We start from the raw sequence: 25,133 nt of genomic DNA, 5'->3' as shown, positions 1-25,133 counted from the left end.
TCAGTAATGTATTCAGAGCCTGTGACGACTGTCAAACCTGACGAAATTTCGCTGCAACGGCAAGCATTTGCAAGCCGAACTTGAGAACGAACTTGAGCAGCGTTGATCATTACGAGAACTTTCCCGTGGCCTCCTGGCTGTGCCCGCGGGCCCTGCGGCCGGCGGTGGTGGCGCTGTACCACTTCGCCCGCACCGCCGACGACCTCGCGGACGAAGGCGACGACGCCCCGCCGGAGCGGGCGCTGGCCCTGGCGGCTTACCGGGCCGACCTCGACGCTGCCATGGCCGGCCAACCCGCCTCCGAGCGCTGGCCGGCCGTGTTCGACGCTGTGGCCCGGGAACGACACCGCCTGGCGGCGCCGCTGCTGCACGATTTGCTGGACGCCTTTGTTCAAGACCTGACACCGCCGCTCTACCGCGACCGCACCCACCTGCTGGACTACTGCCGGCGTTCGGCCAACCCGGTGGGCCGGCTGTTGCTGGGCCTGTACGGCGTCACGGATGCCGAATCCGCCCGCCGATCGGACGCGATCTGCTCGGCCCTGCAGCTCATCAACTTCTGGCAAGACTTCACCCGCGACGGCCCCCGGGGCCGGCTCTACGTGCCTCAAGCCGACCTCGCTCGGCATGGTGTGTCGGCCGAAGCCGTGCTGCAGTGCCACGACAGCCCCGCCGCGCGCCGGCTGGTGGCCGACCTGTGCGCGTGGGCGCGCGAGTTGATGCTGGACGGCGCCCCCCTGGCCTTGACGCTGCCGGGGCGCATCGGGTGGGAATTGCGGCTGGTGGTGCAAGGCGGGCTGCGCATCCTGCACAAGATCGAGCGCGGCGGGCAAGACAGCCTGCGGCGTCGCCCCGCCCTCACCGCCTGGGACCTGCCCTGGATGCTGTGGCGGGCGTTGACAATGCGTGCCGCATCTTGATCGCCTCGCCGTGACTCCCGAACAGTACGTCCAAGACAAGGCCGCAGCCAGCGGCTCCAGCTTCTATTACGCCTTCCTGTTCCTGCCGCCTGCGCGGCGGGCGGCCATCACGGCGTTCTATGCCTTCTGCCGCGAGGTGGATGACGTGGTGGACGAAACCCAGGACGCAGGCGTGGCGGCCACCAAGCTGGCCTGGTGGCGCAAGGAAGTGGCCGGCGCCTTTGCAGGCCACCCCACGCACCCGGTCATGCTGGCCCTCATGCCGCACACCACGGCGTTCGACATCCGGGCCGAACACCTGAACGCGGTCATTGAAGGCTGCGAGATGGACCTGCAGCAAACCCGCTACCTGGACTTCCCCGGGCTGGCGCGCTATTGCCATCTGGTGGCCGGCGTGGTGGGCGAGGTGGCCAGCGGCATCTTTGGCCGCACGCAGCCGCAGACGGTCGAGTACGCGCACAAGCTGGGCCAGGCGATGCAGCTGACCAACATCATTCGCGACGTGGGCGACGACGCCCGGCGCGGCCGCATCTACCTGCCGGTGAACGAGTTGCAGCAGTTCGGCGTCAAGGCCAATGAAATCCTGCTGCGCAGCAAGCCCTGGGGCTACAGCGAGCGCTTCACCGCGCTGATGAAGTTCCAGGCCGAGCGTGCGCATCGGCTGTACGACGAAGCCTTTGCGCTGCTGCCCGAGGCGGACCGGGCCACGCAAAAGCCCGGACTGATGATGGCCAACATCTACCGCGCCCTGCTGGTGGAAATCGAGCGCGAGAACTTCCAGGTGCTGCACCAGCGCATCTCGCTGACGCCGCTGCGCAAGCTCTGGATCGCCATGCGCACCAACTGGCGCGGCCGGTGAAGGTCGCCGTCGTCGGGGCCGGCTGGGCCGGCTTGTCTGCCGCCACGCGCCTGGCCGACAGCGGCGCCGACGTGGCCGTGTTCGACATGGCCCCTCAGCCCGGTGGCCGCGCCCGCAGCGTGGCGGGCGACCCGCCGTACGACAACGGCCAGCACATCCTGATTGGCGCCTACCGCGACAGCCTGGCCCTGATGCAGCGCCTGGGCGTGGACGTGAACGCGGTGTTGCTGCGGGCCCCTCTGGCCCTGCCCTACCCGGGCGAGCCCGGGCTGCAGTTGCCCCCGGGGCCGCCGCTGCTGGCGTTCACGCGCGGCGTGCTGGCCCACCGCGGCTGGCCGCTCCCGGCCCGCCTGCGGCTGCTGATGGCGGCCACCGGCTGGCTGGTGCGGGGGTTTCGCTGCGCACCGGGCGAGAACGTCGCGCATTTGTGCAGCGGCTTGCCCCGCGTCGTGCTGCAAGACTTGATCGAGCCCCTGTGCGTGGCCGCACTCAACACCCCGGCGGCGGAGGCCAGTGCCGAGGTTTTTTTGCGGGTGCTGAAGGACGCTCTCTTCAGCGGCGCCGGCAGCGCCGACTTGCTGCTGCCGCGGCGCCCGTTGTCTGAATTGCTGGCCACACCGGCGCACGCCTGGCTCGGGCCCCGCCTGCAGTTGGGGCGGCGCGTGCAGCGGATTGAACCTGAATGGCAGGTCGACGGCGAAGCGTTCGACGCGGTGGTGCTGGCGTGCTCCAGCGTTGAAGCCGCGCGGCTGACCGCCGACATCGCCCCTGACTGGGCCCACACCGCGCAGCAGCTACCGTTCCAGCCCATCGTCACCGTGTACCTGCAAAGCCCCGGCAGCCGCCTGGCCGCGCCCATGCTCGCGCTGCGCGAAGGCCCGGACGCACCGGCGCAGTTCGTGTTCGACCACGGGCAGCTTGGCGGCGCGGCCGGGCGATTTGCCTTCGTCGTCAGCGGTGCGGCGGACTGGGTGGCACGGGGCGACGCCGGGCAAGCGGTGCTGGCGCAGGCGTTGCGCGAACTGGCCTGGGCCTCACCCCCGGTGCTGGACCGTGTGCTGACCGAAAAGCGCGCCACGTTTGCCTGCACGCCGGGCCTGCAGCGGCCGGCGGCGCACATCCGGCCCGGGCTGTGGGCCGCGGGCGACTACGTGGCCGGCCCCTACCCGGCCACGCTGGAGGGCGCGGTGCGCGCGGGGGCGGCGGCGGCTCAGGGGGTGCTGGCCCAGGGCGCGGCCAAGGGCTCGCCCACGAACACGCCCTGAGCGGGCCACAGCACGCTGCGCCAGTAGGCCTCCAGGGCGGTCAGCCCCTGGGCATAGGCCTGCATCAACACCTGCGGATGCGGAAACTTCTGTAGGTGGTTGCAGGGCTCGCTGACCGTGCCGTAGCTCGCCGTGGCGCCCGCTTCGATCCAGTCCAGCACGTTCATTTGCCCATCGCCCACGGGCCGATCCAACTGACCGCCAAACGAGGTGAGGTGATCCGCCAAGGCGCCGGGCAGCCACTCGCCGCCCAGGGGCGGCGGCACCCGCGCCAAGCCCGTCTGGTACAGCACGGTGCGCCGCAAAGGCGGTAGTGCCTCGCTGCGCACCCGCACCACGTCCAACGGGGCTGCGCCCGGCCCGGTCGAAACGGCCCCTGCCGGAGGGAACAGCCGCTCGCGCACGTTGCGCGCTGTATCGGGCGTGGCGGCCAGGTAGGCATGGACGGGCGCCACATCAGCCCGCGCCAGGCTGTGGTCTGACGCGATGCCACGCTCGATCAAGGCCTGCGCCGTGACCACGGACCGGGCTGCGATGTGCATGACCGGCCGCACGCCCAGCACCGACCAGGTCCGCGCGCCCGAATAGTGCGCCAGCGGGCTGGGGCGCGTGGCCGCACAGCTGTCAGCACACACACCCGGCTGCAGGCCCAAGGCCAGGGCGCTGCCCAGCGCGTTGCACTCCACCGCGTACGGCTGCACCCAAGCCAGGGCCAGGGCCTGCACCGCCTCGGGCATGTGGGCCCGCACGGCCTGGTTCAGCGCCTGAAACTCCTCCCGTGAGAGGCTGGCGCGCACCGGCAGGCGCACGCGCAACACGTGATCGGCGGCAATGCCACGGCGGCGCACATAGGTCTCGCCCACGGCCACCGAATACGGATCGGCGGTGTTGATGACCAGCCCGAGCGACGCTGCCGTGAGGCGCGCGTGGTACGCCGGCGCGGGTTGCCAGCCCGGAGCGGGTTGGGCGCTCGGCGACGCAGCCGCCATCCACGCCCCCAGCCACACCGCCGCCGTGGCGCAACGCCTGAGCGCATGCCACCAACTGAAGGCGGCTTTCGCCATACAAAACACGCGCAATCTCCCCGACAATGCCGCCATGAAAGCCAAAGACTCGCCCCAGACCCCGGCCATTCAGGTTCTGGAGCGCATGTTCGCCCTGCTGGATGTGCTGGCCACCCACCAGGATCCGGTCTCGCTGAAGGCCTTGGCCGAGGCCACGGGCCTGCACCCGTCAACGGCCCACCGAATTCTCAATGACCTGACCCTGGGCCGCTTTGTGGACCGCCCCGAAGCCGGCAGCTACCGCCTGGGCATGCGCCTGCTGGAACTGGGCAACCTGGTGAAGGCCCGGCTGGATGTGCGGGACGCCGCCCTGCCCGCCATGCGCGAACTGCACAAGTTCACGCACCAGCCGGTGAACCTGTCGGTGCGCCAGGGCGACGAGATCGTCTACATCGAACGCACCTACTCCGAGCGCTCGGGCATGCAGGTGGTTCGCGCCGTGGGCGGCCGCGCGCCGCTGCACCTCACCTCGGTGGGCAAGCTGTTCCTGGCCAGCGACGACAGCCCGCGTGTGCGCGCCTACGCCACGCGCACCGGCCTGTCGGGCCACACCCGCAACAGCCTGACCGACATCGGCGCCCTCGAACGCGAATTGGCCATGGTGCGCCAGCGCGGCATCGCGCGGGATGACGAGGAACTGGAGCTGGGCGTGCGCTGCATGGCCGCCGGCATCTACGACGACCAGGCCAAACTGGTGGCGGGCCTGTCCATTTCGGCCCCGGCGGATCGCCTGGAAGAAACCTGGGTGGTGCGGCTGAAGGAAACGGCCGCGCAAATCTCGTCCGCCCTGGGCTACCGCGGCTGATCAAATGAAAAGCGGCGCCCGTGGGCGCCGCTCGCTCATTGGGGCACGGACCGGCGTCAGAACTTCGCCGACACCGGGCTCGATTCGGCCTGGGCCGACAGCCACTTGCGCATGCGCTCGGCATCGGCAATCCGCGAGGCCTTGCCGCTGGAGTCCAGGAACACCATGATGAGCTTGCGGCCTGCCATGCTGGCCTGCATCACCAGGCACTTGCCCGCCTCGTTGATGAAGCCGGTTTTCTGCAGGCCGATGTCCCACAGCGGGTTGGACAGCAAGCCGTTCGTGGAGCGGAACTGAACCAGGCGCTTGCCCAAGGCCACACGCGCCTCGCGCGAGGTGGACAGATCACGCAGCAAGGGCACCTGGCTCGTGGTGTCCACCAGCTTGGCCAGGTCGGCAGCGCTGCTCTGGTTGCGGCTGGACAGGCCGGTGGGCTCGACGTAGTGCGTGTCCGTCATGCCCAGGCTGTGCGCCTTGGCGTTCATGGCGGCCACAAACGCCTCCAGACCGCCCGGGTAGTGGCGGCCCAGCGCGTGCGCCGCACGGTTTTCACTGGCCATCAGGGCCAAGTGCAACATCTCGCCGCGCGTGAGCGTGGTGCCCACGGCCAAGCGCGAGCGGGTGAATTTCTCGGTGTCGACGTCGTCTTGCGAGACGGTCAACTTCTCCTCCAGCGGCAAGCCGGCATCCACCACCACAAGCGCCGTCATCAGCTTGGTGATGGACGCAATCGGCAGCACCGCCTGCGGGTTCTTGGAGAAGAGCACCTCGTTCGTGTCTTGATCCAACACGTAGGCCACGCTGGACTTGAGCGACAGCGGGTCGTCCACGGTGTGGAGGCCGGCAACCTGGCCGAACGTGGGCACGGCGGGCAGCACCGGCGCGGCCTTGCGCACCACCACCGAGCTGACCTTGCGCGTCGCGCCCGATTTCACCGCCGGTTTCGTCGCGGCTTGCGCTGACGATTTGGCCGGAGCGCTCGCGCTGGCTTTGGACTTGGCCGGCTGGGCGGCCGCTTCCGCGGCGGTGCCGCTCGCCAGCGCGGAGAGGCTCAACAGAGCAGCAATCAATGGCTTCAATGGAACCCCCAAAACAGCAGGTGGCAGTGTAATAGACCGTAAAACCGTTACCAAGACAAACACTTAGGTGCTTTTCCTCAAGTGAACTCTTGTCGTCAACCGGTGGCGTGCCAGACCCAACGCCTGACAGTGAACCGCGGCTGACACGGTTCGAACATCCGGGCTGGCCCGGTACGCACCCGATGTTCGCCAATTCATGGTGCCGCACTGCGACGCTCACCGCTGTCCGACTTGACACGCCATCGCCCGTCAATTCGGGCCAGCGCGCCACGCAAAAGCAAACGGCGTGACACGGATCACGCGTCACGCCGCTCGTCGGACACGGAATCAGCCTTGCGCGGCGACCCGCTCGGTCTTGCTTTGCAGCTTGTTCAGGGCGGCCAGGTAAGCCTTGGCCGACGCCACGACGATGTCCGGGTCGGCGCCCACGCCGTTGACCACGCGGCCGGCGTGCTGCAGGCGCACGGTGACTTCGCCCTGGGACTCGGTGCTGCCACCGGTGATGGCGTTGACCGAGTACAGCACCATTTCCGCGCCCGACTGCACGACCGACTCGATGGCCTGCAACGTGGCATCCACCGGGCCGTTGCCGTCGCTCTCCGCGCGGTGCTCCTGGTGCCCCATCGCGAACACGATCGCGGCGTGCGGGCGCTCGCCGGTTTCGCTGCGCTGGGCGAGCGACAACAAGCGGAAATGCTCTTGGTCGGCCGTGACCGACTCGTCCATCACGAGGGCGATGATGTCTTCGTCAAAGATCTCGTTCTTGCGGTCAGCCAGGTCTTTGAAGCGCTGGAACGCCGCGTTGACCTCGGCCTCGCTGTCGAGTTGGATGCCCAGTTCCTGCAACCGCTGCTTGAACGCGTTGCGGCCCGAGAGCTTGCCCAGCACGATCTTGTTGGCCGCCCAGCCCACGTCCTCGGCACGCATGATTTCGTAGGTGTCGCGCGCCTTGAGCACGCCGTCCTGGTGGATGCCGCTGGCGTGTGCAAACGCATTGGCGCCCACCACGGCCTTGTTGGGCTGCACGACGAAGCCGGTCGTCTGCGACACGAGCTTGGAGGCCGGAACGATTTGCGAGGTCTCGATGCCCACGTCCAGCCCGAAGTAGTCGCGCCGCGTCTTCACGGCCATGACGACCTCTTCCAGCGAGCAGTTGCCTGCCCGCTCACCCAGGCCGTTGATGGTGCATTCCACCTGCCGGGCACCGCCGATCTTCACACCGGCCAGGGAGTTGGCCACTGCCATGCCCAAGTCGTTGTGGCAGTGCACGCTCCAGATGGCCTGGTCGCTGTTGGGCACCTTTTCGCGCAGGCGGCGAATGAAGTCACCGTACAGCTCCGGGATGCCGTAGCCCACCGTGTCCGGGATGTTGATGGTGCCGGCGCCTTCGCGGATGACGGCCTCGCAGACCCGGGCCAGGAAGTCGATGTCGGAGCGGTAGCCGTCTTCCGGCGAGAACTCGATGTCCCCGCACAGGTTGCGCGCAAAGCGCACGGCCAGCGTGGCTTGATCGAGCACCTGCTCGCGGGTCATGCGCAGCTTCTTCTCCATGTGGAGTTCGCTGGTCGCGATGAAGGTGTGGATGCGCGAGCGTGCGGCCGGCGCCAGCGCCTCGGCGGCGCGGGCGATGTCACGGTCATTGGCACGGGCGAGCGAGCACACGGTGCTGTCCTTCACGGCAGCGGCAATCGCCTTCACGGCCTCGAAGTCACCGTTGCTGGACGCGGCAAAACCCGCCTCGATCACGTCCACCTTCATGCGCTCCAGCTGGCGCGCGATGCGCAGCTTTTCTTCCCGCGTCATGGACGCGCCGGGCGACTGTTCGCCGTCGCGCAGCGTGGTGTCGAAAATGATCAGCTTGTCGGTCATCGCACGTTTTCCTTTTGTTCCTGGGGCACCACCACCGGCGCCCGAGACAGGCCGGACAAGATGGCCTGCATGGACGCACGCACGATGCTGCCATCAATGCCCACGCCGTGGCGGGTGACGTCACCCACGCGAATTTCCAAGTAGGCCACGGCCCGGGCGTCGGCGCCGCTGCCGATGGAGTGCTCGTGGTAGTCCAACACGCGAACCTCCTGACCCAACCGCGCCGACAGCGCGTGCACGAAGGCGTCGATCGGGCCGTTGCCCTCGCCCTGCACGTGGCCTACCCAGCCGCCCAACACCACCTCGGCCGACAGCTTCATGGCGCCGCCCGCGAGTTCGGTCATCTGCGGCTGAACGACCGACGCACCCGCGTCGCCAATGCCGTATTCGCGCTCGAAGATGCCGTAGATGTCGGCCGCGGTCAGCTCCTTGCCGGCGTCGTCCATCACCCGCTGCACCACCTGGCTGAACTCGATCTGCAGGCGGCGCGGCAGTTCCAGCCCGTACTCGGCTTCCAGCAGGTAGGCGATGCCGCCCTTGCCGGACTGGCTGTTCACGCGGATGACGGCGTCGTAGCTGCGGCCCAGGTCCTTGGGGTCGACCGGCAGGTAGGGCATGTCCCAAATGTCGCCGTCCTTGCGGGCGGCAAAGGCCTTCTTGATGGCGTCCTGGTGGGAGCCGGAGAAGGAGGTGTACACGAGATCGCCCACGTACGGATGGCGTGGGTGGACCGGGATCTGCGTGCAGTGCTCAACGCAGCGGCGCACCTCGTCGATGTCCGAGAAGTCCAGCTGCGGGTCCACACCCTGGGTGTAGAGATTGAGTGCGATGTTGACGAGGTCGACGTTGCCGGTGCGCTCGCCGTTGCCGAAGAGGCAGCCCTCGATGCGGTCGGCGCCGGCCATCAGGGCCAGTTCGCCGGCCGCCGTGCCGGTGCCGCGGTCGTTGTGGGGGTGGACCGACAGCACGATGGCATCGCGACGCTCGAGGTGGCGGTGCATCCACTCGATCATGTCGGCAAAGATGTTGGGCGTGCTGTGCTCGACCGTGGACGGCAGGTTGATGATGCACTTGCGCTCGGGCGTCGGCGCCCACACCGCCGTGACGGCATCCACCACGCGCTTGCTGAAGGCCAGCTCGGTGCCCGAGAACATCTCGGGCGAGTATTCAAAGCGCCAGTCGGTGCCCGGGCGAGCCGCGGCCAAATCCTTGATCTGTTGGGCATGGGTGGCGGCCAACTCGACGATGCCGTCTTCGTCCTGCCCCAGCACGACGCGCCGCATGATGGGCGCCACCGCGTTGTACACATGGACGATGACGCGCTGAGCGCCGTCCAGCGCCTCGAAGGTGCGCTCGATGAGGTGCGAGCGCGCTTGCGTCAGCACCTGGATGGAGACGTCCTCCGGAATGTGGCCGCCCTCGATCAGCAAGCGCACGAAGTCGAACTCGGTCTGCGACGCCGACGGGAACCCGACCTCGATCTCCTTGAAGCCGATCTTCACGAGCTGCTGGAACATGCGCAGCTTGCGCGCGATGTCCATCGGCTCGATGAGCGCCTGGTTGCCGTCCCGCAGGTCGGTGCTCAGCCAGATCGGCGCACGGGTCAGCACAGCATCGGGCCAGGTGCGGTCCGGCAAGCTGACGGGGGCGAAGGGGCGGTACTTGAGCTGCGGTTGCTTCAACATGGTGTCCATCCAGGAGCGTGGGTGGGGCAACCAGCAGCATCAGAAAACAAGAACGGCCCGCTGCGGTTGCAATCGGGCCGTTAAAGGTCAAGAAGAGCGTGCGTGCGCGACTGACTAGCGAACCCGAAGTTCCTCTAGGGCTAGTAGCAGGGCGAATTGCGCGGCGCGGTCCATGGGTTGGGAATCTAGCACGAATGCTTACTGGTGCAAGCCGCGCTCGTCGGGCTCGTCGGTGCTGGTGGAGATGACCGAAACCGGCTTTCCCTTGGCCTTGCGCCAGCCGTAGATGACATAGCCCGAAAGCCCGTAAACACAGAAGACACCGAAGAGAACTCGCGATGGATCGAGCGCCGCCAGACCGATGCCGAGCATGATCATGACCAGCACCACGAAGGGCACGGAGCGCCTCCTGTCGAAGACTTTAAAGCTGTAGAACGGAGCATTCGTCACCATCGAAAGCCCGGCGAACAAGGTGATGCCGTAAGCCGCCCACGACTCCCAACTACCCGCCTTCACGCCAGAGTAGTTGGCCTGGTCCACCACGGCCCAGATCAGGCCGATGACCAGCGCCGCAGCGGCGGGGCTGGGCAGGCCCTGGAAGTAGCGCTTGTCCACCACACCGATGTTCACGTTGAAGCGCGCCAGGCGCAACGCCGCCCCAGCGATGTACACAAAGGCCGGAATCCAGCCCGGCTTGCCCATGTCCTTCAGCGCCCACATGTAGACGATGAGCGCCGGCGCCGCGCCAAAGGCCACCATGTCCGACAGGCTGTCCATCTGCTCGCCGAAGGCCGACTGCGTGTTGGTCATGCGCGCCACACGGCCATCCAGGCTGTCCAGGATGGCGGCGGCAAAGATGGCCACGCAGGCCACCTCGAAGCGGCCGTTCATGGCCATGACGATGGCGTAGAAGGCGCTGAACAAGGCGCCCAGGGTGATCGAGTTCGGCAAGGCGTAGATGCCTTTGCGGCGGGGGCGGACCGACGTGCTGGGCTCGTCGTCCTCGAGGGAGTCAGGGGTCATAGGGCGTCAGGATAGCTGACAGATCCCGGCAAATGCCGGACCTAGCATGTCGAAAACGACAGGAAAGCACCACCTTGAAGCTGATCGAAGTTCGCACCTACCGCCTGAAGCCCGGCTGTGCCGAGCGCTTCACCACCGCCGTGAAGCAGGCGTTGCCCTTGGTGCAGGCCAGCGGCATGGACGTGGTGGCCTTCGGGCGTTCGGATCACGAGGAAGAGAGCTTCTTCCTGATCCGCGCCTTCGACAGCCGCGAACAACTCACCGCCCAACAAGACGCCTTCTACGGCTCGACCATCTGGCGCGAGGGGCCACGCCAAACGCTGGTGGACTGCCTGGAGACCTACCTGAACACGCTGCTCTGGCTGCCCCAAGAGGCCGTGGATGCGCTACGCGCCAACCATCGGCTCTGAATGAAAAAAGGCCGGCATGCGCCGGCCTTGCTATTGCCCGACAAGGGCGATCAGTTCTTGGCCTTGTCGACCAGCTTGTTGGCCTTGATCCAGGGCATCATGTCGCGCAGCTTGGCGCCAACCTGCTCGATCGGGTGCTCGGCCGTCAGGCGGCGGCGGCTGATCAGCGTGGGGGCGCCAGCCTTGTTCTCCAGGATGAAGGACTTGGCGTATTCGCCGGTCTGGATGTCCTTCAGGCACTGGCGCATCGCGTTCTTCGTGGATTCGGTCACGACCTTCGGGCCGGTCACGTACTCACCGTACTCGGCGTTGTTCGAGATCGAGTAGTTCATGTTGCCGATGCCGCCTTCGTAGATCAGGTCCACGATGAGCTTGAGCTCGTGCAGGCACTCGAAGTAGGCCATCTCGGGGGCGTAGCCAGCTTCCGTCAGCGTCTCGAAGCCTGCCTTGATCAGCTCGACCGCGCCGCCGCACAGCACGGCCTGCTCGCCGAACAGGTCGGTCTCGGTCTCTTCACGGAACGAGGTTTCGATGATGCCGGCCTTGCCGCCGCCGTTGGCTGCGGCGTAGCTCAGGGCCAGGTCACGGGCCTTGCCGGTGGTGTCTTGGTAGACGGCGATCAGGTGAGGCACGCCGCCACCCTGGCGGTAGGTGCCGCGCACGGTGTGGCCGGGGGCCTTGGGGGCAACCATCCAGACGTCGATGTCAGCGCGCGGCTGCACCTGGCCGTAGTGCACGTTGAAGCCGTGGGCAAAGGCCAGCGAAGCGCCCGCCTTCAGGTTGGGGGCGACTTCCTTGTTGTACACGTCGGCGATCTGCTCGTCGGGCAGCAGGATCATGACCACGTCAGCCGACTTCACGGCTTCGGCGATCTCGGCGACCTTCAGGCCCGCGCCTTCGGCCTTGGACCACGACGCGCCGCCGCGACGCAGAGCGACCGTGACCTTGCAGCCGCTGTCGTTCAGGTTTTGCGCGTGGGCGTGGCCTTGTGAGCCGTAGCCGATGATGGTGACGTTCTTGCCCTTGATGAGGCTGAGATCGGCGTCCTTGTCGTAGTAGACGTTCATGTTGGGTCGCTCCAGGAAAAAACTTGAAAGAAGGGTCGGACGCGTCGATCAGACGCGCAGGATGCGCTCACCGCGGCCGATGCCGCTGGCACCGGTGCGGACAGTTTCGAGGATCGCTGCGCGGTCGATCGCGTCGATGAAGGCGTCGAGCTTGCTCGCGTCGCCGGTCAATTCGATGGTGTAGGTCTTCTCGGTCACGTCGATCACGCGGCCGCGGAAGATGTCGGCGGTGCGCTTGATTTCCTCGCGCTCCTTGCCCACCGCGCGCACCTTGATGAGCATCAGCTCACGCTCGGTGTAGTTGCCTTCGGTGAGGTCCACCACCTTCACCACTTCGATGAGGCGGTTCAGGTGCTTGGTGATCTGCTCGATGACCTCGTCGGACCCGGTGGTCACGATGGTCATGCGTGACAGCGACGGGTCTTCCGTCGGCGCCACCGTCAGGCTCTCAATGTTGTAGCCCCGAGCCGAGAACAGGGCCACGACGCGCGACAGCGCACCCGGCTCGTTCTCAATGAGCAAAGCAATGATGTGTTTCATGGGATGTCGTCCTTCGCGCTCTTCAGTGCCGGCGGCGGTAACCGACGGACCTTGGCAGCGGGTTCGAATCGTTGAGGAGGATTGCCTTCGTCGGCTGCGTTCGCCATCTGCCACCGGCCCCAGCGCGCGCGGTAACGCGCGCCAGAGCCTGCGGCTTCAGTCGCTCACAGGTCTTCCGAGCCCAGCAGCATTTCCGAGATGCCCTTGCCCGCCTTGACCATGGGCCAGACGTTCTCGGTCGGATCGGTGCGGATGTCGAGGAACACCGTGCGGTCCTTCAGGCGCATGGCTTCCTTGAGCGCGCCTTCCACGTCACTGGGCTTCTCGACCAGGATGCCCACGTGACCGTAGGCCTCGGCCAGCTTCACGAAGTTGGGCAGCGCATCCATGTAGCTGTGCGAGTAGCGACCCTCGTAATCGAGCTGCTGCCACTGGCGAACCATGCCGAGGTAGCGGTTGTTCAGCGAGACAATCTTGACCGGCGTCTTGTACTGGAAGCAGGTCGACAGCTCCTGGATGCACATCTGGATGCTGCCCTCGCCGGTGATGCAAAACACATCCGATTCCGGCTTGGCCAGCTTGATGCCCATCGCGTACGGCAGGCCCACGCCCATCGTGCCCAGGCCACCGGAGTTGATCCAGCGGCGCGGCTCGTCGAACTTGTAGTACTGCGCCGCCCACATCTGGTGCTGGCCGACGTCGGACGTGATGTAGGTGTCGCGGTCGCGGGTCAGCTTCCACAGCGTGTCCACCACCATTTGCGGCTTGATGACCTCGGTCGAGTCCTTGAAGACCAGGCACTCCTTGCGGCGCCATTCATTGACCTGGTTCCACCACGCGTTCAAGGCGTCGGCATCCGGCTTGGCCTGCGCTTCCTTGATCTGCGCAATCAGCTCCTGCAGCACGTCCTTCACATCGCCCACGATGGGGATGTCCACGCGCACGCGCTTGGAGATCGACGAAGGGTCGATGTCCACGTGAATGATCTTGCGCTCCACCGACCCGAAGTGCTTGGGGTTGCCAATCACGCGGTCGTCGAAGCGCGCGCCCACGGCCAGCAGCACATCGCAGTGCTGCATGGTCATGTTGGCCTCGTAGGTGCCGTGCATGCCCAGCATGCCCAGGAAGCGCGGATCGGTGCCTGGCATGGCGCCCAGGCCCATCAGCGTGTTCGTGCAGGGGAAGCCCAGCAGGTCGACCAGCTGGCGCAGTTCAGCCGTCGCTTCACCCAGAATGACACCGCCACCCGTGTAGATGTAGGGCCGCTTGGCTTGCAGCAGCAACTGCACCGCCTTGCGGATCTGGCCGCTGTGGCCCTTCTTCACCGGGTTGTAGGAGCGCATCTCGATGCGGTCCGGGTAGCTGAAGGTGGTCTTGGCGAGCGAGACGTCCTTCGGGATGTCCACCACGACCGGACCGGGGCGGCCGGTGCGGGCGATGTGAAAGGCCTTCTTCATCGTCAGCGCCAGATCGCGCACATCCTTCACCAGGAAGTTGTGCTTGACGATGGGGCGCGTGATGCCGACGGTGTCGCATTCCTGGAAGGCGTCCAGGCCGATGGCCGGCGTCGGGACCTGACCCGTGATGATGACCATCGGGATCGAGTCCATGTAAGCGGTGGCGATGCCGGTGATGGCGTTCGTCACACCCGGGCCGGAGGTCACCAGCGCCACGCCCACGTCACCCGAAGCCCGGGCAAAGCCGTCTGCGGCATGAACGGCCGCTTGTTCGTGACGCACCAGCACGTGCTGGATGCTGTCTTGCTTGTACAGCGCGTCGTAGATGTAGAGCACCGCGCCACCGGGGTAACCCCAAAGGTGACGCACCCCTTCGGCCTGCAGGCAGCGAACGAGGATCTCGGAGCCATTGAGCTCCGCGGTGGAGGATTGGGTAGTGGAAGCTTGTTGCGCCAGGGCGGCGCGCTTCGTATCAGCGGCAGACATGTCCATTTTTCGAACCTCTGTGAATTTCTCTAACGAAAAACCATTGGTGCCCCTCTTCTCGCCCTCGTGAGGCGGATTCGGAACCTGCGCAGTCAGCCAGTGGGGCCCCAGTCGGGCGGCCATGGAGAGAGCATTGACTCTTTGTGCGAAGCAGCATTATGCCCAGCAAAAACCTTCGAGCCTTCGTATAAGACGAATGCCATAATCCGCGCTGCTGTCCGGAAGCTCCCTCGCCTTGGCCACCGACAAAGAACTCAACGAATTCCTGCGCACCGTCGACCGTCGAGCGTTCAAACGCACGGCGTACCTGGTGCGCGACGACGATGCGGCACTCGACATCGTTCAGGACGCCATGATCAAGCTGGCCGAAAACTATTTCGACCGGCCCGCGGCTGAATTGCCGTTGTTGTTCCAGCGGATTCTGTCCAACGCAACGATGGACTACTTCCGCCGGCAGAAAACGCGCAACGCCGTCCTGACCAACATGTCGGACTTTGAAGGCGGCGACGGAGACGGCGACTTCGACCTGCTCGAAATCCTCGAATCCCGTGACGGCGCTTTGGGCGCCGAAAGTGCCGCCGACGAAGTCAGCCGCGCACAAATCTTGCAATCCATCGAAGCCGAAGTGGAGCAACTGCCGGCGCGTCAACGCGAAGCCTTCCTCCTGCGTTACTGGGAGGAGTTGGATGTCGCAGAGACCGCTTCGGTCATGGGCTGCTCGGAGGGAAGTGTGAAAACGCACTGCTCCCGCGCCGTCCATGCCCTGGCGAAATCACTGAAGGCCAAGGGGATCACGCTATGAACAAGTCGAACCACACCACCCGCGAGGACGTTCTGGAAACCCGCGTTTCCGAATTCGGCCGCCGCGTTGCCGCGCACTTGAGCGAGCAACAGGCCGCATTGCCCCACGATGTGACGGAACGCTTGCGATTCGCCCGTGAGCAGGCGCTGCAACGCGCCGCCCAAGCCCGCGCCGCCCAGGCTCACGTGGCCGCTGCCGCATCGAGCACCACCACGGTGCAAATGGGCGCCACGCTCGCGCTGCAAGGTGGTGCAGGCCGCCCCGCAGGTGACGAACGCGGCCTGTGGGCCAAGCTGATTTCTGCCCTGCCCCTGCTGGCCCTGCTGGCCGGCCTCGTGTTGATGCAGCAAAGCCGCCTGCACCAGCAAATCGTGGCGGCCGGTGAAGTGGACACGGCCTTGCTGAGTGACCAACTGCCGCCGGATGCCTTCCGCGACCCGGGTTTCGCGGAATTCCTGCGGGACGGACAAGAATGACCGGATGCCCATGACTCGAGCCGCCAAGTCGCCTGCGGCAATCGCCCTGCCTTGCTTCCTGACCTTGCTGCTCAGCGCCGCAGGGTTTTCTGCTTTCGCGCAGGCCAATGACGCCGCCTCCGCGCCTGAGGGCGCCAGCGCCAGTGCGCCGGCCGTGCCTTCCGCAGCAGCCCCCACCCCCTTGGCCGCCCGCCCCTCACCCGCCGCATTGCCGGCCGTGTCGGCGTTGGCGCCAGCTCCCACCTGGCAGGCGCTCAACCCTGCGCAGCGCAGCCTGCTGGCACCGCTGGCCCAGGACTGGGACCACCTCAGTGCCAACCAGCGCAGCAAGTGGCTGAGCACCACCCCACGGCTCGCCGCCTTGCCGCCGGCTGAACTCACACGGCTTCACGAACGCATGCGGGACTGGGCGCGCCTCAGCCCGGCCGAGCGCACCGATGCGCGCGTCACCTTCCAGGTCGCACAACAGGTAGGCGCCGATCAGCGCCAAGCCAAGTGGGAGGAATACCTGGCCCTGCCCGCCGAAAAACGCCAAGAACTGGCGGACAAGGCGGCAGCGCGTCGGGCCGCCCAAGCCCAAGCCAAGGCCCCCGGCGCGGCAGCCAATCCGCTCGCCAACGCCAGCACCAAGTCCAACACCGTGCCGGCCGCACCCAAGATCGTGGTGCCCGTGGCGGTGGCGGGCAGCTTGGTTCAAGCCAAACCCGGCGCCACAACGGTGTTGATCACCCGGGGCCTCGCCTTGCCCAGCCACCATGCGGCGGGCGAATCCAAGGTGGTGGCAGACCCGGCGTTGGTGGACCCCAAGACGCTGCTGCCCAAGTCGCTCAAGGCCCCCCAAGCGACACCCGAACGGCCATGACGCTGGCCGCCGTGGTTCCGACGACGCCGCCGGGCCTCGCGCGGCGCTTTGCCGCGTTTCTGTACGACGGCGTGCTGCTGTTCGGCGTGGTGTTCTTCAGCGGCTTTCTCTACAGCGTGCTGACCCGCCAACAGCACGCGATGCAAGGCCGCACGGGCATGGCCATCACGCTGTTTCTCGTGCTGGCGGCGTACTTCATTGGCTTCTGGACGCGCTCCGGCCAAACGCTGGCCATGAAGACCTGGCACTTGCGTGTGGTCACGGAGGACGGACAACCGCTGCGCTGGCCCCAAGCCACCGTGCGCTACTTGTTGAGCTGGTTGTGGTTTCTGCCCGCCTTGGCCAGTGTTTCTGCATTCGACTTGCACGGCGGCGGTGCGATCATCGGCTGCCTGCTCGGCGGCATCGCAGCCTATTTGCTGGTGGCCCGGCTGCACCCGCAGCGCCAGTTCCTGCACGATGTGATCTGCCGCACCCGCGTCATCACCCAGCTTCCCATCCGTTCATGACCAACCCGCACAAGGGCCGCACCGGCCTGGACCGCATCATTCACGCGGCCGGTTATTCCTGGGCGGGCTTGAAGGCCGCCTACACCGGCGAGAGCGCCTTCCGCCAGGAAACCTGGCTCTGCATCGTGGCTGCGCCTTTGACCTACTGGCTGGCCAAGACCTGGGAACAGGCGGCGCTGCTGCTGGGTTCGCTCCTGATCGTGTTGATCGTGGAGTTGCTCAACTCGGCGGTCGAGGCCGTGGTGGACCGCGTGTCGTTCGAGCGGCACGAGCTGTCCAAGCGCGCCAAAGACATCGCCAGCGCCGCGGTGCTGATGGCGCTGCTGCTGGCGGGCGGCATCTGGGGCGCTGCCGTTTGGCAGCACCTGCGCTGAAACGCCGGACGGCGCTCCAGCGCTCGCCATGTCAAACGGCCGTCAACCGGCCGTCAAAAGGTGATCAAACGGCAGCTTCGTCCGTCTCGCCGGTGCGGATGCGGATGACCTGCTCCACGGGCACCACGAAGATCTTGCCGTCGCCGATCTTGCCGGTCTTGGCGGCCTTCAGGATGGCATCGATGCAGCGATCCACGTCTTCATCCTTCACCACCACTTCCACCTTCACCTTGGGCAGGAAGTCGACCACGTATTCGGCGCCGCGGTAGAGCTCGGTGTGGCCCTTCTGGCGGCCAAAGCCCTTCACTTCCGTGACGGTCAGGCCCGACGCGCCCACTTCGGCCAGCGCTTCGCGCACTTCGTCGAGCTTGAAGGGTTTGATGATGGCGGTGATCTGCTTCATGGGGCGGGGCTCCTGGTTTTGACTGAGGTCGATTTAAGCATGTTCGTCCGGGATGCGATCCAGATCGGCCAGCCACACGGCCGCTTCGGAATCGCTCGGGGCGCGCCAGTCGCCGCGCGGCGAGAGTGAGCCGCCGCTGCCCACCTTGGGCGCGTTGGGCACGCAACTGCGCTTGAACTGGCTACCTTTGAAGAATCGCTGCACGAAGATGCGCAGCACGCGCTTGATCTCGCCCAGCGCGTAGACCTCGGTCCACGCATGGCGGGCCAGGAAGGCAATCTTGGCCGGCGCGTAGCCGTGGCGCAGCGTGTAGAAGAGGTTGAAGTCTTGCAGCGCGTAGGCGCCCACCGTGGCCTCGGTGCTTTGAAGGCTGCCAGGAATCAGCTCGGGGCTGATCTCGGTGTCCAGGATGTCGCGCAGCACCTGCGCGTCAGTGCCCTCGCCCAGCTGGCCCGTTTCGGCCACCCAGCGCACCAAGTGCTGGATCAGCGTCTTGGGCACGCTGGCGTTCACGTTGTAGTGCGACATGTGGTCGCCCACGCCGTAGGTGCACCAGCCCAGCGCCAGTTCAGACAAATCCCCCGTGCCCAGCACGAGGCCGCCGGTCAGGTTGGCCAGGCGGAACAGGTGGCTGGTGCGCTCGCCAGCCTGCACGTTCTCGAAAGTGATGTCGTAGACGGGCGCGTCCTCGCGGTGCGGGTGGCCGATGTCCTGCAGCATTTGCACGCAGCTCGGCCGGATGTCGATCTCGCGCGCCTCGCAGCCCACGGTGGCCATCAGCCGCAGCGCCTGCTGGCGCGTGCGCTCGCCGGTGGCAAAGCCGGGCATGGTCACGCCAACGATGTTCATGCGCGGCAGGCCCAGGGCGTCCATGGCCCGCGCGGCCACCAGCAGCGCGTGGGTCGAGTCCAGCCCGCCGGAGATGCCCACCACGAGCTTCTGAATGCCGCTGGAGGCCAGGCGTTGGGTGAGGCCCTGCACCTGGATGTTGTAGACCTCCTGGCAGCGCTCGTCGCGGCGGCTGGCGTCGGCCGGCACATAGGGAAAGCGCTCCACGCGCCGGCGCAGCGGCAACGGCTGGTCAAGCGCCAGGTTCAGCGTGAAGCTCGCGTCACGGAAGCCACTCAGCTGCGCGGCATGCAGCCGCACGGACTGCCCGAAGCTCGTCTGCCGCATGCGCTCGCGGGCCAGGCGTTCCAGGTCCACATCCGCCGTCACCAGCTGCGAGCGGCGCTGAAAACGCTCGGACTCCACCAGCAGCTCGCCGTTCTCGCACACCAGCGCCTGACCGTCCCAGGCCAGGTCGGTGGTCGACTCGCCGGGCCCGGCTGACGAATAAACGTACGCCGCCAGGCAGCGCGCGGATTGCTGCGACACGAGCTGACGGCGGTAGCCCGCCTTGCCGATGACGACGTTGGAGGCCGACAAGTTCACCAACACCGTCGCGCCGGCCAGCGCCGCGAAGGAGGACGGCGGGATGGGCGTCCACACGTCCTCGCAGATTTCCACGTGCAGGCGCAGCAGCGGCAGGTCGGTGGCGGTGAAGATCTGGCGGCTGCCGAACGGCACGACCTGGCCCAGCAGCGTCACGCTGCTGACGGTGGCCTCCTCCCCCGACGCGAACTGGCGCGCCTCGTAGAACTCGCCGTAGTTGGGCAGGAAGGTCTTGGGCACCACGCCCAAGATGCGCCCGCGTTGCAGCACCACGGCGCAGTTGAACAGCCGCTGCTCCACCCGCAGCGGCATGCCCACCACCGCCAGTGTCGGCACCTCCGCGGTGGCGGCCATCACCTGCGCCAAGGCGGCCTCGCAGCTGTCCAGCAACGCGCGCTGGTGGAAAAGGTCGTCACAGGTGTAGGCCGACAGGCCCAACTCCGGGAAGGCCACCACCGCCGCGCCGTCTTCCGCCGCCTGCTTCAGCAAGGCAATGGTTTGCGCGGCATTGAAGGCCGGGTCGGCCACGCGGCACAGGGGCAGGCCCACGGCCAGGCGGGCGAAGTCGTGGCTGTAGAGGTTGTCAAAACGCATGGGCTGCATCCTGCCATCAAGCCAGCCCCTGCGCGGCGCGCGGAGCCCACGTCATGCAGAAGCCCCGGGTTTTGCCGTGATTGCCCGGAGCCCTTCCAATACGCCCCATGCCCACCCTTCGCGTCGACGACTCTCCCGCCGCCCTGCCCCGCGAGGCCTGGAACGCCTTGCTGGCCCGCTCGCCACACCCCACCCCCTTCATGCGCCACGAGTACCTGCAGGCGGTGCACGACTCGGGCTCCGCCACGGCCGACACCGGCTGGCAGCCGATGTTTCTGAGCGCGTGGGACGGCGATGCATTGCTGGCGGCCTGCCCGGCGTGGCTGAAGAGCCACTCCTACGGCGAGTACGTGTTCGACTGGGCCTGGGCCGACGCCTACCGCCGCCACGGCCTGCGCTACTACCCCAAGCTGCTGGTGGCCGTGCCCTTCACACCAGTGCCCGGCAGCCGGCTGCTCGCGGTGGACGACGATGCGAGGGCCCTGCTGGCCCAGGCGCTGCGCGGGTTGGCCAACGAGACCCAAGCATCATCGCTGCACGTGCTGTTCGGCGACGCTGCGGACCAGGCTGCTCTGGCCGGCGCCGGCTGCTTGCCTCGGGCCGGCGTGCAGTTCCACTGGACGGCCGACGGTGATGCGGACTTCACGGCCTACCTCGCGCGGCTGCAGCGCGACAAGCGCAAAAAAATCCAGCAAGAGCAGCGCCGCGTGCGCGAAGCTGGCGTGGTGTTCGAGGCCCTGGAGGGCGCCGCCATCACGGCGGACGACTGGGACTACTTCTACCGCTGCTACCAGCAGACCTACCGCGAGCACCGCAGCACGCCCTACCTCAGCCGCAACTTCTTTGCCCGCATGGCGGCCGACATGCCCGAGCACTGGCTGATGTTCACCGCCCGGCGAGGCGGCGAACGCGTGGCGGCGTCGCTGATCGCGCTGGACCCGGCACGGCGGGCCGCGTTCGGCCGGTATTGGGGCGCGACAGAGCACATTCCCAACCTGCACTTCGACGCCTGCTACTACCAGCCGCTGGCTTGGTGCATCGCCCATGGGTATCAACGCTTCGAGGGCGGCGCGCAGGGCGAGCACAAGATGGCGCGGGGCCTGATGCCCACGCCCACCGCGTCCAGCCACTGGCTGGCGCACCCGTCGTTTGCCGACGCGGTCAACGACTTCCTGGCCCGGGAGGGTGAGGCCATGGCCGGCTATCTGGGCGAGTTGAACGAGCACGGGCCGTTCAAAGCGCCGCCCACGGGCCCTTAAAAAACAAAACGCCGCGAATGCGGCGTTTTGACAGCGGGCTCGGCTTGGGTGCCGATCAGGCCTTGGCGAAGTTGGCCATGCCTTCGGTGATCTCGCGCTTGGCGGCGTCCACGCCTTCCCAGCCCTTGACCTTGACCCACTTGCCCTTTTCCAGGTCCTTGTAGTGCTCGAAGAAGTGCTGAATGGCCGCGCGGCGGGCCGGGTTCACGTCTTCGATCTGCTGCCAGTGGTCGTACATCGGCAGGATCTTGCTGGTAGGCACGGCCAGCAGCTTGGCGTCGCCGCCGGCTTCGTCGTCCATCATCAGCACGCCCAGCGGCCGGCAGGTCACCACCACGCCGGGCTGCAGCGCGAACGGGGTGATCACGAGCACGTCCACCGGGTCCCCGTCATCGGCCAGCGTGCGGGGGATGTAGCCGTAGTTGCAGGGGTAGTACATCGGCGTCGTCAGGAAGCGGTCGACGAACAGCGCGCCGGTTTCCTTGTCGACCTCGTACTTGATCGGGTCGGCGTTCATCGGGATCTCGATGATGACGTTGAACTCGTCGGGCGCCTTGGCGCCGGGGGACACGTTGTGCAGGCTCATGCTCGTGGTTCTAGTGCTAAGGAAAACCCCGATTCTAGGTTTGCTGGTAAACGCTCCCCTTACACGCCGAAGTCGGCACTTAAGCTCCGCCGCGCAGGCCCCCGGCAGCCCGCTCGGGGCCACAGATGACACGCACCTGAGGAGACTTTCTATATGTCGACGGAGATGGCGCTGTATTTCGCGCTGGCCTGTGGCCTCGCGGCCGTTTTTTATGGCTTCATTCAACGAAGCTGGATCCTGAGCCAAGACGCGGGCAATGCCCGCATGCAGGAGATCGCCACGGCGATCCAGCAAGGCGCGGCGGCCTATCTGGGCCGGCAGTACCGCACGATCGGCATGGTTGGCGTGGTGCTGGCCATCGCAATTGCCGTGTCGGGTCTGGGCACCACCACGGCGGTGGGCTTCGTGGTGGGCGCGGTGCTCTCGGGCATTTGCGGCTTCATCGGCATGAACATCTCGGTGCGCGCCAACGTGCGCACCGCGCAGGCTGCCTCCAAGGGCATCGGCCCGGCACTGGATGTGGCCTTCAAGGGCGGCGCCATCACCGGCATGCTCGTTGTGGGCCTGGGCCTCTTGGGCGTTGGCGGCTTCTACCTCGCCATTGGCGGCGGGCATGACAGCACAGCCTTGAAGCCGATGCTCGGCCTGGCCTTCGGCTCATCGCTCATTTCCATCTTCGCCCGCCTGGGTGGCGGCATCTTCACCAAGGGCGCCGATGTGGGCGCCGACCTGGTGGGCAAGGTCGAAGCCGGCATCCCGGAAGACGACCCCCGCAACCCGGCCGTGATTGCCGACAACGTGGGCGACAACGTCGGCGACTGCGCCGGCATGGCGGCCGACCTGTTCGAGACCTACGCCGTCACGCTGATTGCGGCGATGGCGCTGGGTGCGCTCATGGTGATGGGTACGTCGGCGCAAGCCGGCGTGGTGTACCCGCTGGCGCTGGGCGGCGTGTCCATCATCGCGTCCATCATTGGCTGCTTCTTCGTGAAGGCCAGTGACGGCATGAAGAACGTGATGCCGGCGCTCTACAAGGGCCTGATCGTGGCCGGCGTGCTGAGCCTGATCGCCTTTTTCTTCGTCACCAAGGCCATGTTCCCGGGTGATGTGGAGCTGACCGGTGGTGCCAAGACCAACGCGATGGCGCTGTTTGGCGCGTGCGTGGTGGGCCTGGTGCTGACGGCCGCCATGGTCTGGATCACCGAGTACTACACCGGCACGCAGTACCACCCGGTGCAGCACGTGGCGCAGGCCTCCACCACCGGCCACGGCACCAACGTGATTGCCGGCCTGGGTGTGTCCATGAAGTCCACCGCCTGGCCGGTGCTGTTCGTCTGCGCGGCCATCTATGCGGCGTATGCGCTGGCGGGCCTGTACGGCATTGCGATTGCAGCCACCTCCATGCTCAGCATGGCCGGCATCATCGTGGCGCTGGACGCCTACGGCCCCATCACCGACAACGCCGGCGGCATTGCCGAGATGGCCGAACTGCCCGCTGCCGTGCGCGACGTGACCGACCCGCTGGACGCCGTGGGCAACACCACCAAGGCCGTCACCAAGGGCTACGCCATCGGCTCCGCCGGCCTCGCCGCGTTGGTGCTGTTTGCGGACTACACCCACGCGCTGGAAGCCCGTGGCGCGCACATCAACTTCGACCTGTCGGACCACAAGGTGATCCTGGGCCTCTTCATCGGCGGCCTGATTCCCTACCTCTTCGGCGCCATGGCCATGGAAGCCGTGGGCCGTGCCGCCGGTGCCGTGGTGGTGGAGGTGCGCAAGCAGTTCGCCGACGGCGCCATCATGGCCGGCAAGCGCAAGCCCGAGTACGGCGCCGCGGTCGACATGCTGACCACCGCGGCCATCAAGGAAATGATCGTGCCGTCGCTGCTGCCCGTGGCTGCGCCCATCCTCGTGGGCCTGACGCTGGGCCCGGCGGCGCTCGGCGGCCTGCTGATGGGCACCATCGTCACGGGTCTGTTCGTCGGCATCTCGATGTGCACCGGCGGCGGCGCCTGGGACAACGCCAAGAAACTGATCGAAGAAGGCTTCACCGACGCCTCCGGCGTGCTGCACAAGAAGGGCGGAGACGCGCACAAGTCCGCCGTCACCGGCGACACCGTGGGCGACCCGTACAAGGACACCGCCGGCCCCGCCGTGAACCCCTTGATCAAGATCATCAACATCGTGGCGCTGCTGATCGTGCCGCTGCTGCCCCTGCCCGCCGGCAGCGATGCGCCGCAAGCGGCCGCCCCGGTGGCCGCGGCCAGTGCGGCCGCGCCCGCGGTGATGGATGCACCGGCATCGGCAGCCCCTGCAGCCCCGGCGGCCTCGCAGTAAAGCCCCGGTAAATCTCGTCAAAAGCGGCCCGAACGCCCCCGCGTCTCGGGCCGCAGTTGCGTCTGGCACAGGCAAAATCGCATCCCATGGCGAGCATGGCAATCACGAGGCACGAGCTGTCCCGGCGGCGCGAGCAGCTGCAGGACCTGCAGCGCTACCTCGCCGTGCTGGAAGCCGACCACGACGGCGCCCGGGCCAAGTTGCTGGGCTTTCGCCAGCGCTACCTGGAGGCCCTGGGCCCGTTGATGCGCGAACTCGACGAGCTGGAAGCACAGCTGCGTCAAGCCACCAGCCTGCTGGCCGAGACACTGCAGCGGCAAGGCGTGGAAGTGCCGGTGCCGGCCCAGCCGCGCGTCAAGGCCTGGCCGGAGATTCCGGCCCTGCCAGACGCCACGCCCCTGCCGCCGGAGCCCACCGGCCCCATGACCGACCTGCCCCCGCCCAGCCTGAAGACGCTGTACCGGCGCGCAGCCATGCGCTTTCACCCCGACCTGGCCCCGTCCGGCCCGGAGCGCGAGGTGTGCGAGCAACGCATGATGGTGGTGAATGAGGCCTATGAGGCCGGCGACCGCAGCCGCCTGGAAGCCCTGTTGCTGGCGGCCGGCGAGCTGCCCGAACGCGTCATCGGCGGCCCGGCCGACGCGGTGCGCGCCTGGATCGGCCTGTGCGAGCACATGGTGCAGGGGCGCATTCGCATCGTGCAGGCGCAGATGGCGGTACTGCAGGCCCAGCAGATGCACGAACTGCGCGTGGCCGTGGAGCGGGCCGAAGCGGGCGGCATGAAGCCGCTGGAGATCATGGCCAACCGGCTGCGTGCGCAGATTGCGGAGCGCCGGCAGGAGCTCTACATCGGCGAACGCGTGGGCGCCGATGCGGGGCTCGCGGCCGACTTCCTGCGCCGCCGCTACGAGCGCATGACCGGGCGGGGCCCGCAATAAGGCAGCGCCGCCGTGAGCGGCACTGGCCTT

Annotated in this window: 24 protein-coding genes; 13 read left to right on the top strand and 11 right to left on the bottom strand. The window is 67.0% G+C overall.

The window, feature by feature from the left end:
- The first annotated feature begins 92 nt into the window (after nt 1–92).
- Genes hpnC through hpnE form a run of 3 tightly spaced genes read left to right on the top strand, consistent with a single transcriptional unit; the run spans nt 93 to nt 3,044 of the window.
- A complete protein-coding gene (gene hpnC / locus ACG01O_RS04515; RefSeq protein ID WP_394381775.1) occupies nt 93–920 on the top strand; it encodes a squalene synthase HpnC in 828 nt (275 codons plus the stop codon).
- Between the two features lie 10 nt (nt 921–930).
- Nucleotides 931–1,779, top strand: a complete 849-nt coding sequence (hpnD, locus tag ACG01O_RS04510; protein ID WP_394381773.1) for a presqualene diphosphate synthase HpnD — start codon at nt 931–933, stop codon at nt 1,777–1,779.
- Nucleotides 1,776–3,044, top strand: a complete 1,269-nt coding sequence (hpnE, locus tag ACG01O_RS04505) for a hydroxysqualene dehydroxylase HpnE (protein WP_394381771.1) — start codon at nt 1,776–1,778, stop codon at nt 3,042–3,044. Before hpnD ends, hpnE begins: the two co-directional genes overlap by 4 nt.
- On the opposite strand, the gene ACG01O_RS04500 is transcribed toward hpnE, so the two are convergent.
- Complete coding sequence (locus ACG01O_RS04500; RefSeq protein WP_394381769.1) at nt 2,990–4,108, bottom strand: TIGR03790 family protein; 1,119 nt, start codon at nt 4,106–4,108, stop codon at nt 2,990–2,992. The two genes, hpnE and ACG01O_RS04500, sit on opposite strands and share 55 nt — an antisense overlap.
- Nucleotides 4,109–4,142: 34 nt before the next feature.
- On the opposite strand from ACG01O_RS04500, the gene ACG01O_RS04495 reads away from it, so the two are divergent.
- Entirely contained in the window at nt 4,143–4,913 is a 771-nt protein-coding gene (locus tag ACG01O_RS04495; RefSeq protein ID WP_394381767.1) for an IclR family transcriptional regulator, read from the top strand.
- A gap of 56 nt (nt 4,914–4,969) precedes the next feature.
- Here the strand turns inward: ACG01O_RS04495 and pbpG are convergent, their stop codons facing one another.
- From pbpG to pssA, 4 genes are all read right to left on the bottom strand, one after another.
- Entirely contained in the window at nt 4,970–5,968 is a 999-nt protein-coding gene (pbpG, locus tag ACG01O_RS04490; RefSeq protein ID WP_394381766.1) for a D-alanyl-D-alanine endopeptidase, read from the bottom strand.
- A 351-nt stretch (nt 5,969–6,319) separates the two neighbouring features.
- The gene (locus ACG01O_RS04485; RefSeq protein WP_394381764.1) at nt 6,320–7,861 is read right to left on the bottom strand and encodes a 2-isopropylmalate synthase; all 1,542 of its coding nucleotides are present in this window, start codon (nt 7,859–7,861) and stop codon (nt 6,320–6,322) included.
- Nucleotides 7,858–9,546, bottom strand: coding sequence for a 2-isopropylmalate synthase (gene leuA, locus ACG01O_RS04480; RefSeq protein WP_394381762.1), 1,689 nt, complete (start codon nt 9,544–9,546; stop codon nt 7,858–7,860). Before leuA ends, ACG01O_RS04485 begins: the two co-directional genes overlap by 4 nt.
- A gap of 198 nt (nt 9,547–9,744) precedes the next feature.
- On the bottom strand, nt 9,745–10,569 hold the full coding sequence (pssA, locus tag ACG01O_RS04475; RefSeq protein ID WP_394381761.1) for a CDP-diacylglycerol--serine O-phosphatidyltransferase: 825 nt from the start codon (nt 10,567–10,569) through the stop codon (nt 9,745–9,747).
- A 74-nt stretch (nt 10,570–10,643) separates the two neighbouring features.
- Between pssA and ACG01O_RS04470 the strand changes: the two genes are divergently transcribed.
- Complete coding sequence (locus tag ACG01O_RS04470) at nt 10,644–10,979, top strand: NIPSNAP family protein (protein ID WP_394381759.1); 336 nt, start codon at nt 10,644–10,646, stop codon at nt 10,977–10,979.
- A gap of 50 nt (nt 10,980–11,029) precedes the next feature.
- On the opposite strand, the gene ilvC is transcribed toward ACG01O_RS04470, so the two are convergent.
- From ilvC to ACG01O_RS04455, 3 genes are all read right to left on the bottom strand, one after another.
- Nucleotides 11,030–12,046, bottom strand: a complete 1,017-nt coding sequence (ilvC, locus tag ACG01O_RS04465; RefSeq protein ID WP_394381758.1) for a ketol-acid reductoisomerase — start codon at nt 12,044–12,046, stop codon at nt 11,030–11,032.
- A gap of 48 nt (nt 12,047–12,094) precedes the next feature.
- Entirely contained in the window at nt 12,095–12,586 is a 492-nt protein-coding gene (gene ilvN / locus ACG01O_RS04460; protein WP_394381756.1) for an acetolactate synthase small subunit, read from the bottom strand.
- Between the two features lie 164 nt (nt 12,587–12,750).
- On the bottom strand, nt 12,751–14,535 hold the full coding sequence (locus ACG01O_RS04455; protein WP_394381755.1) for an acetolactate synthase 3 catalytic subunit: 1,785 nt from the start codon (nt 14,533–14,535) through the stop codon (nt 12,751–12,753).
- A 229-nt stretch (nt 14,536–14,764) separates the two neighbouring features.
- Between ACG01O_RS04455 and ACG01O_RS04450 the strand changes: the two genes are divergently transcribed.
- Genes ACG01O_RS04450 through ACG01O_RS04430 form a run of 5 tightly spaced genes read left to right on the top strand, consistent with a single transcriptional unit; the run spans nt 14,765 to nt 17,552 of the window.
- Nucleotides 14,765–15,331, top strand: a complete 567-nt coding sequence (locus ACG01O_RS04450) for an RNA polymerase sigma factor (protein ID WP_394381753.1) — start codon at nt 14,765–14,767, stop codon at nt 15,329–15,331.
- Entirely contained in the window at nt 15,328–15,807 is a 480-nt protein-coding gene (locus tag ACG01O_RS04445; protein WP_394381751.1) for a DUF3619 family protein, read from the top strand. The genes ACG01O_RS04450 and ACG01O_RS04445 overlap by 4 nt, the downstream gene beginning before the upstream one ends.
- Nucleotides 15,808–15,811: 4 nt before the next feature.
- Nucleotides 15,812–16,669: a DUF3106 domain-containing protein gene (locus ACG01O_RS04440; protein ID WP_394381748.1), complete on the top strand. Its 858-nt coding sequence runs from the start codon at nt 15,812–15,814 to the stop codon at nt 16,667–16,669.
- Entirely contained in the window at nt 16,666–17,178 is a 513-nt protein-coding gene (locus ACG01O_RS04435; protein WP_394381747.1) for an RDD family protein, read from the top strand. Before ACG01O_RS04440 ends, ACG01O_RS04435 begins: the two co-directional genes overlap by 4 nt.
- Entirely contained in the window at nt 17,175–17,552 is a 378-nt protein-coding gene (locus ACG01O_RS04430; protein ID WP_394381745.1) for a diacylglycerol kinase, read from the top strand. The genes ACG01O_RS04435 and ACG01O_RS04430 overlap by 4 nt, the downstream gene beginning before the upstream one ends.
- Before the next feature lie 64 nt (nt 17,553–17,616).
- On the opposite strand, the gene ACG01O_RS04425 is transcribed toward ACG01O_RS04430, so the two are convergent.
- Together ACG01O_RS04425 and ACG01O_RS04420 are read right to left on the bottom strand one after the other, a co-directional pair.
- Complete coding sequence (locus ACG01O_RS04425) at nt 17,617–17,955, bottom strand: P-II family nitrogen regulator (RefSeq protein ID WP_394381743.1); 339 nt, start codon at nt 17,953–17,955, stop codon at nt 17,617–17,619.
- Nucleotides 17,956–17,988: 33 nt separating this feature from the next.
- Entirely contained in the window at nt 17,989–19,992 is a 2,004-nt protein-coding gene (locus ACG01O_RS04420; RefSeq protein WP_394381741.1) for an NAD(+) synthase, read from the bottom strand.
- A 98-nt stretch (nt 19,993–20,090) separates the two neighbouring features.
- Between ACG01O_RS04420 and ACG01O_RS04415 the strand changes: the two genes are divergently transcribed.
- Nucleotides 20,091–21,242, top strand: a complete 1,152-nt coding sequence (locus tag ACG01O_RS04415) for a GNAT family N-acetyltransferase (protein WP_394381739.1) — start codon at nt 20,091–20,093, stop codon at nt 21,240–21,242.
- A gap of 55 nt (nt 21,243–21,297) precedes the next feature.
- On the opposite strand, the gene ppa is transcribed toward ACG01O_RS04415, so the two are convergent.
- Entirely contained in the window at nt 21,298–21,828 is a 531-nt protein-coding gene (gene ppa, locus ACG01O_RS04410; protein ID WP_394381737.1) for an inorganic diphosphatase, read from the bottom strand.
- 153 nt (nt 21,829–21,981) lie between these two features.
- On the opposite strand from ppa, the gene ACG01O_RS04405 reads away from it, so the two are divergent.
- Together ACG01O_RS04405 and ACG01O_RS04400 are read left to right on the top strand one after the other, a co-directional pair.
- Entirely contained in the window at nt 21,982–24,165 is a 2,184-nt protein-coding gene (locus ACG01O_RS04405; RefSeq protein WP_394381735.1) for a sodium-translocating pyrophosphatase, read from the top strand.
- Nucleotides 24,166–24,251: 86 nt separating this feature from the next.
- The gene (locus tag ACG01O_RS04400) at nt 24,252–25,103 is read left to right on the top strand and encodes a J domain-containing protein (RefSeq protein ID WP_394381733.1); all 852 of its coding nucleotides are present in this window, start codon (nt 24,252–24,254) and stop codon (nt 25,101–25,103) included.
- The last annotated feature ends 30 nt before the right edge of the window (nt 25,104–25,133 follow it).

Origin of the sequence: Pelomonas baiyunensis (assembly GCF_043555935.1) — a bacterium.
Classification (GTDB): domain Bacteria; phylum Pseudomonadota; class Gammaproteobacteria; order Burkholderiales; family Burkholderiaceae_C; genus Pelomonas; species Pelomonas baiyunensis.
Note: the sequence above shows the minus strand (reverse complement) of the source record. Positions and strands in the feature narration are given on the sequence as shown.